6 protein-coding genes and 1 pseudogene are annotated in these 5,453 nt (G+C 73.4%); 5 read left to right on the top strand and 2 right to left on the bottom strand.

Annotation, left to right across the window (positions count from 1 at the left end):
* Positions 1-408, bottom strand: a pseudogene (locus DEI82_RS16635) (hypothetical protein); the annotation flags it as partial.
* 218 nt (positions 409-626) lie between these two features.
* On the opposite strand from DEI82_RS16635, the gene DEI82_RS15870 reads away from it, so the two are divergent.
* Positions 627-1,814, top strand: a complete 1,188-nt coding sequence (locus DEI82_RS15870) for an MFS transporter (RefSeq protein WP_258372116.1) — start codon at positions 627-629, stop codon at positions 1,812-1,814.
* A 43-nt stretch (positions 1,815-1,857) separates the two neighbouring features.
* Here the strand turns inward: DEI82_RS15870 and DEI82_RS15865 are convergent, their stop codons facing one another.
* Positions 1,858-2,301 (bottom strand): MarR family winged helix-turn-helix transcriptional regulator, encoded by a 444-nt coding sequence (locus DEI82_RS15865; protein ID WP_111037576.1) that lies wholly within the window; start codon positions 2,299-2,301, stop codon positions 1,858-1,860.
* A 59-nt stretch (positions 2,302-2,360) separates the two neighbouring features.
* Between DEI82_RS15865 and DEI82_RS15860 the strand changes: the two genes are divergently transcribed.
* The 4 genes from DEI82_RS15860 to DEI82_RS15845 all read left to right on the top strand — a co-directional run bounded on the left by DEI82_RS15860 (position 2,361) and on the right by DEI82_RS15845 (position 5,297).
* On the top strand, positions 2,361-2,726 hold the full coding sequence (locus DEI82_RS15860; protein ID WP_111037575.1) for a VOC family protein: 366 nt from the start codon (positions 2,361-2,363) through the stop codon (positions 2,724-2,726).
* Positions 2,727-2,873: 147 nt separating this feature from the next.
* Positions 2,874-3,386, top strand: coding sequence for a hypothetical protein (locus tag DEI82_RS15855; protein ID WP_220037295.1), 513 nt, complete (start codon positions 2,874-2,876; stop codon positions 3,384-3,386).
* A 158-nt stretch (positions 3,387-3,544) separates the two neighbouring features.
* Positions 3,545-4,366 (top strand): ABC transporter ATP-binding protein, encoded by an 822-nt coding sequence (locus DEI82_RS15850; RefSeq protein ID WP_111014220.1) that lies wholly within the window; start codon positions 3,545-3,547, stop codon positions 4,364-4,366.
* 10 nt (positions 4,367-4,376) lie between these two features.
* Positions 4,377-5,297 carry an ABC transporter permease gene (locus DEI82_RS15845; protein WP_111037574.1) on the top strand — a complete coding sequence of 307 codons (921 nt, stop codon included), beginning with the start codon at positions 4,377-4,379 and terminating at the stop codon, positions 5,295-5,297.
* The last annotated feature ends 156 nt before the right edge of the window (positions 5,298-5,453 follow it).

Below are 5,453 nucleotides of genomic sequence, written 5' to 3'. Positions count from 1 at the left end.
GGTGGGGGACGGGTCCGTGACGGGTCCCGGGCCGGGCGTGGCGCCGTCGGTGGGCGTCGTGGGCGTGCTCGTCGGGGTGGTCGTCGGGACGTCGGTCGGCGCCGTCGTCGGGTTCGGCGCGCCGGTCGGCCCACCGTCGGCGGGACCGCCGCTGGCAGTGCCACCACCGGCGCTGCCGGGATCGGCGGAGGGCGCCCCGGTCGGGACGGCCGTCGGGGAGGAGGTCGCGCCTCCCGTCGGTGCGCCGGGGTCCGCGAGGGCGACCGTGCTGATCCCGGTCCCGGCGGCGGTGAGTGCCGTGACGACGAGCAGCGCGGCGACGAGCCGGGGGAGTCGGTGGTGAGGGCCACGACCGCCGGAGGTGCTGCGGTGGGGGCGCCGACGGGCGTGGCGGGATCGGGTGCGCATGCGGGCTGCCCCTCGGCTCGGGATGGCACCGGTCGACGACCACTGATGTCGACCGGGCACACTCGTACGCCGGATCCCCCCATGTGGCCCGCTCGGTGGGTGCGGACTGCACGTACATCGTACGCACATGTGAACTGTCCCCCGACAGTCCCCCGTTCGCGCGACAGGGGTGGTGTCGGGGCGCCCTCCAATCGGCCGGCGAGGGGCAGGCTGGTGGGGTGACCCAGCCCTCCCGGACCGGCATGACGACCGGTCGCACCCTCCTGTTCGCGATCGCGGGCGGCGCCGCCGTCGGCAACCTGTACTGGGCGCAGCCGCTCCTCGACTTCATCGCCGGGGACCTGCACGGGTCGACCTCGACCGCAGGGTGGCTCGTCACCGTGACCCAGCTCGGGTACGCCGTCGGGATCCTGCTCGTCGTGCCCCTCGGCGACGTGGTGGACCGACGGAAGCTCGTCCCGCTCATGCTCGTGCTGTCCGCGGTCGCCCTCGCCGCATGTGCGCTCGCCCCGTCCATGGCCGCACTCCTCGTGGCGCTCGCCGCGGTCGGGCTGACCACGGTGGCGGGGCAGGTGCTCACGCCGCTCGCCGGCGACCTCGCCGCCGACGAGCACCGCGGGCGGGTCGTCGGGACGGTGGCGTCGGGCCTCCTGACCGGGATCCTGGTGTCCCGGACCCTGAGCGGGCTCATCGCCGAGATCGCGGGCTGGCGGACGATCTTCGTCATCGCCGCGGTCGCCGCCGTGGTGCTCGCGTTCCTGCTGTACCGGGCGATCCCGACGCTCGAGCCGAAGGCGCGCATCCGGTACCCGGCGCTCATCCGGTCCGTGTTCCTGGTGGTCGTCCACGAACCCGTGGTCCGGTGGACGCTCGCGCTGAGCGCCACGGGGTTCGGGGCGTTCACGATGTTCTGGACCGCGCTGACGTTCCTGCTCAGCGGGCCACCGTTCCACTACCCCGTGGTCGTCATCGGACTGTTCGGGCTCGCGGGTCTGGCCGGCGCGGTCGCGGCCCAGCGCGGTGGCCGCCTGCACGACCGGGGCTGGAACGTCCCCGCGACGGGCGCACTCTGGGTCCTCGCACTCGTGGCGTTCGTCGTCGCGGGGCTCGGGGGACGGTCCGTCGTGCTCGTCCTGGTGGCGATCGTCCTGCTCGACATCGCGATCCAGGGGCAGAACATCCTCAACCAGGCGCGGATCTTCGCCGTCTCGCACGAGGCCCGGAGCCGGTTGAACACCGCGTTCGTGACCGGGAACTTCATCGGTGGGGCGATCGGGTCGGCGCTCGCCGGGCTGCTCTGGGACGACTGGGGGTGGACCGGGGTGACCGTGGCGGGCGCGGTGCTGGCCGGGTTCGCCCTGACGGTGTGGCTCGTCGGTCGGCGCGGTCCGTTGCGGGTCGGGTGAGGGCCTCCCGTCCGTGGTCGCGGCGCGCCGGTCGGTGCGCCGCCTACGCCTGGAGGCCCGCGATGCACCGCCGGAGCAGTGCCGCGAGTTCCTGGGGTTGCCGACCCGTGAGCTCCGCGGACATGCGGCGCTCGACGGCGCGGACGGCGGCGCTCGCCACGGCCAGGCGCTCGCGGCCGAGCGGTGTCAGCTCGGTCGGGAGTACCCGGCCCGCGGGGGCGACGGCAGGGCGGGAGACGTGTCCGTCGCGCTCGAGTGCCTGCAGCAGGACGTGCATCGCCTGCCGTGACACGAAGGCCCCGCGCGCCAGCTCGGAGTTCGACAGGCCCGGCCGCTGGGCCAGGAGTTCGAGGCACGAGTAGTGCGTGATGCTCATGCCGAGGGGCCGCAGGACCGCGTCCATCGCGGCGTGCAGCGCACTCGACGCCTGCTTGAGCAGGTACCCCACCGACGTGTCGAGGTCGATGCCCTCGTCCGCTTGACTCATGTCAGTATTCTGACATAGCGTTGTGGTGTCAATTTCCTGACATCGAACGAGGAGAACACATGTCCGTCACCGGCCCCGACTTCATCTCGCTGCAGGTCCGCGACCTCGAACGGTCCGCGGAGTTCTACGAGCAGCACCTTGGACTGACCCGACAGCCCGGGCCGCCGCACGCGGTCGTCTTCGCTACCACGCCGATCGCGTTCGCGGTGCGGGAGCGCGTGCCCGGGTCGGGCGTCGCCGATGCGCCCGAGCCGGGTGTCGGCGTCGCGGTGTGGTTCCACGCGCCCGATGCGCAGGCGATCCACGACGAGCTCAGTGCCGCCGGCGTCCGGATCGTGGACGCGCCCGTCGACGGCCCGTTCGGTCGCACCTTCACGTTCGAGGACCCCGACGGGTACCGGATCACGCTGCACGATCGGGCGTGACGAGCCTCCCGCGAGGGAGTGCGCGCGTGGACGACGACGCGCGCGCGGCAACGACCGCGCACTTGTCGTCGGCGCGCGCACGCCGGTCGCGGGGAAGAGCCCGCGGCCGGTAACACGGGCGAAACCGACGCTCCCTACACTCGCCGCATGCCCCTGACGACGGCCGACGCCCGCAGCGAGTGGGGTCGGTTCGCCGAGGGGTCCGTCGAGCGGCGCATGCTCGTGGCGCTCGGGGACGACCTGGGGTTGCGCCTCCGGCCGCGGCCGATGCAGCTCGACGAGCGCAATCGGGTCGAGGTCGAGGGCATGGACCCCGACGGCACGGTCGTCGTGCAGCTCATCGGCAACCAGGGCACGTACAAGCCCGCCTACCGGAACAAGGTGCTCGCCGACTGCGCGAAGCTCGCGTGGCTGCTCCGGAGCGTGCCCACGGCCGAGCGCGCCGTGCTCGTCGTCACGGGGCTCGTCGCGCAGGCGTTCGGCGGGTGGGTCGCCACGGCCGCGGCGGACCTGGGCATCGAGGTGGTCGTGTTCGACGGCGACCACGTGGTGCCGCTGGCGGAGCACCGAGCGGCGGCTCCGGGGCCCAGCGCGGCGGTGCCGGACCAGCCCGCGGCGATGCCGGAGCAGCACCGGCCCCCGCGGCCGCCCGAGCGTTAACACGTCCGCAACACCGAGCGCCGCTCCACGAAACACGTGCTCGGTACCGTCGTCGTCGTAGCAGCGGATCTCCGCGTCGCAGACCTCGAACTCGCGACGCACGCTCTCCGCCATCCGAGAACGAGCATCCGTGCTCGGCGACGGCGTGGAGGGACGACATGACGACTGCGGTCGAGCTGCGGGACGCCCGCAAGGTGTACGGACAGGGACCAAGCGGGATGGTGGCGCTCGCGGGCGTGGACCTGACGATCGAGCCGGGGCGGTTCGTGAGCCTCATCGGCCCGAGCGGCTGCGGCAAGTCGACGCTGCTGCGCCTGGTCGCGGGCCTCGAGCCGGCGGACGACGGTGACGTCCTCGTCCACGGCGTGACCCCCGCCGAGGCGTGTGCCGCCAAGCTCATCGGCCTCGTGCCGCAGACCCCGGCGCTGCTGCCGTGGCTGTCGGTGCTCGGGAACGTGTCGCTGCCACAGCGGATCAACACGGGGGCGACCGCTCGGCGGCAGCGGATCGGGGACCTCGGCGACCGGACGACGACGAGCCCGGACGTGCGCGACCTGCTCCGCAAGGCCGGCCTCGAGGACGCGGTCGACAAGCTCCCCTCGCAGCTGTCGGGCGGGATGCAGCAGCGCGCCGCGATCGTCCGGGCGTTCGGGTTGCAGCCGGACGTGCTGCTCATGGACGAGCCGTTCTCGGCGCTCGACGAGTTCACGCGCGAGAACCTGCAGGACCAGCTCCTCGACATGTGGGACGAGCTCCACACGACCGTCCTGTTCGTCACGCACTCGGTGTCCGAGGCCGTGCGGATGTCCGACGAGGTCGTCGTGATGGCACCGCGCCCGGGGCGGATCGTCGACACGATCGAGATCGACCTGCCACGTCCCCGCAACGAGCGCCTGTTCGCCGAGACCCGGTTCCACGAGTACGAGGACCGCATCCGCGCCGCCCTGCACCAGGCATGGCGCACGACGGACGCGGCGTAGGAGGCGCGGGATGAGCACCGAGACCACGGCCGCCACGACGACGAGCGCCGCCGCCGACGCGGCCGCGACCGGAGCAGGGGTCGACGGCACCACGGCCGCCGTCGTGACGGACCCGCCGGGGCCGGGTCGGACCTCCCAGCCGGGCGGACGTGCGGCGGGGTCGCGCCGCACCGCGTGGCTGCACCCCCGCGTGTGGCTGCCGCTCGTCGTCATGCTCGCGGTCCTCGCCGCGCTGTGGCAGTGGGGCGCGGCCGCGATGCCGTACCTGCTGCCGCCGCTGCCGGCGATCGGCGCGTCGCTCGCGACGCAGTTCCCGTACTACGTGCAGAACGCCGGGATCACCCTGCTCGAGGCGGTGATCGGCCTGGCGATCGGGTTCGTCGCCGCGTTCGTGCTCGCGGTCCTGACGAGCGAGCTCCCGGTGGTCCGTCGGGCGGTGATGCCCATCGCCGTCGTCCTCAACGTGACACCGCTCGTCGCGATCGCCCCGGCGCTCGTCGTGGCGTTCGGGTTCGGTCCGGCCCCGAAGCTCGTCATCACGGCGCTCATCTGCTTCTTCCCGATCCTCATCAACACCGCGGTCGGGCTCCGGTCGGTGCCGCAGCCGGTGCTGCAGGTGTACCGGACGATGAACGCGTCGCGGCTCGAACTGCTCGTGCACCTGCGGGTCCCGAACGCCATGCCGTACGTGTTCGCGGCGCTCCGGATCGTGTTCCCGCTGTCGATCATCGGTGCCGTCGTCGCCGAGCTGTCGGCGTCGGGGTCGACCGGTGGCCTCGGCACCGTGATCAGCACGGCGTCGTCGATGAACCAGCTCGCCGTGGTCTACGCCGCGATCGCGATCCTCGCCGTGATCGGGGTCCTGCTCCTGGCGGTCATCACCCTGGTGGAGCGGCGCGCGCTCCGCTGGCACGCCGGGTCGGCCGGCTGACCGCCGCCGACTGACCCCGGCCGGGGACCTCCAGCCGGGAGGCCCAGCCCCCGCCGCATCGCCCCGCACGTCCCACAGACCCTCCCGCGCTCGACGCGACCGCCCGCCCGCCGCACCCTGGCGGCGCCGGCCGCGCCGTGCCTCCCGTCCCACCGC

This window comes from Curtobacterium sp. MCBD17_019 (assembly GCF_003234555.1).
Taxonomy (GTDB): domain Bacteria; phylum Actinomycetota; class Actinomycetes; order Actinomycetales; family Microbacteriaceae; genus Curtobacterium.
This window is presented reverse-complemented; position numbering and strand designations above follow the sequence as displayed.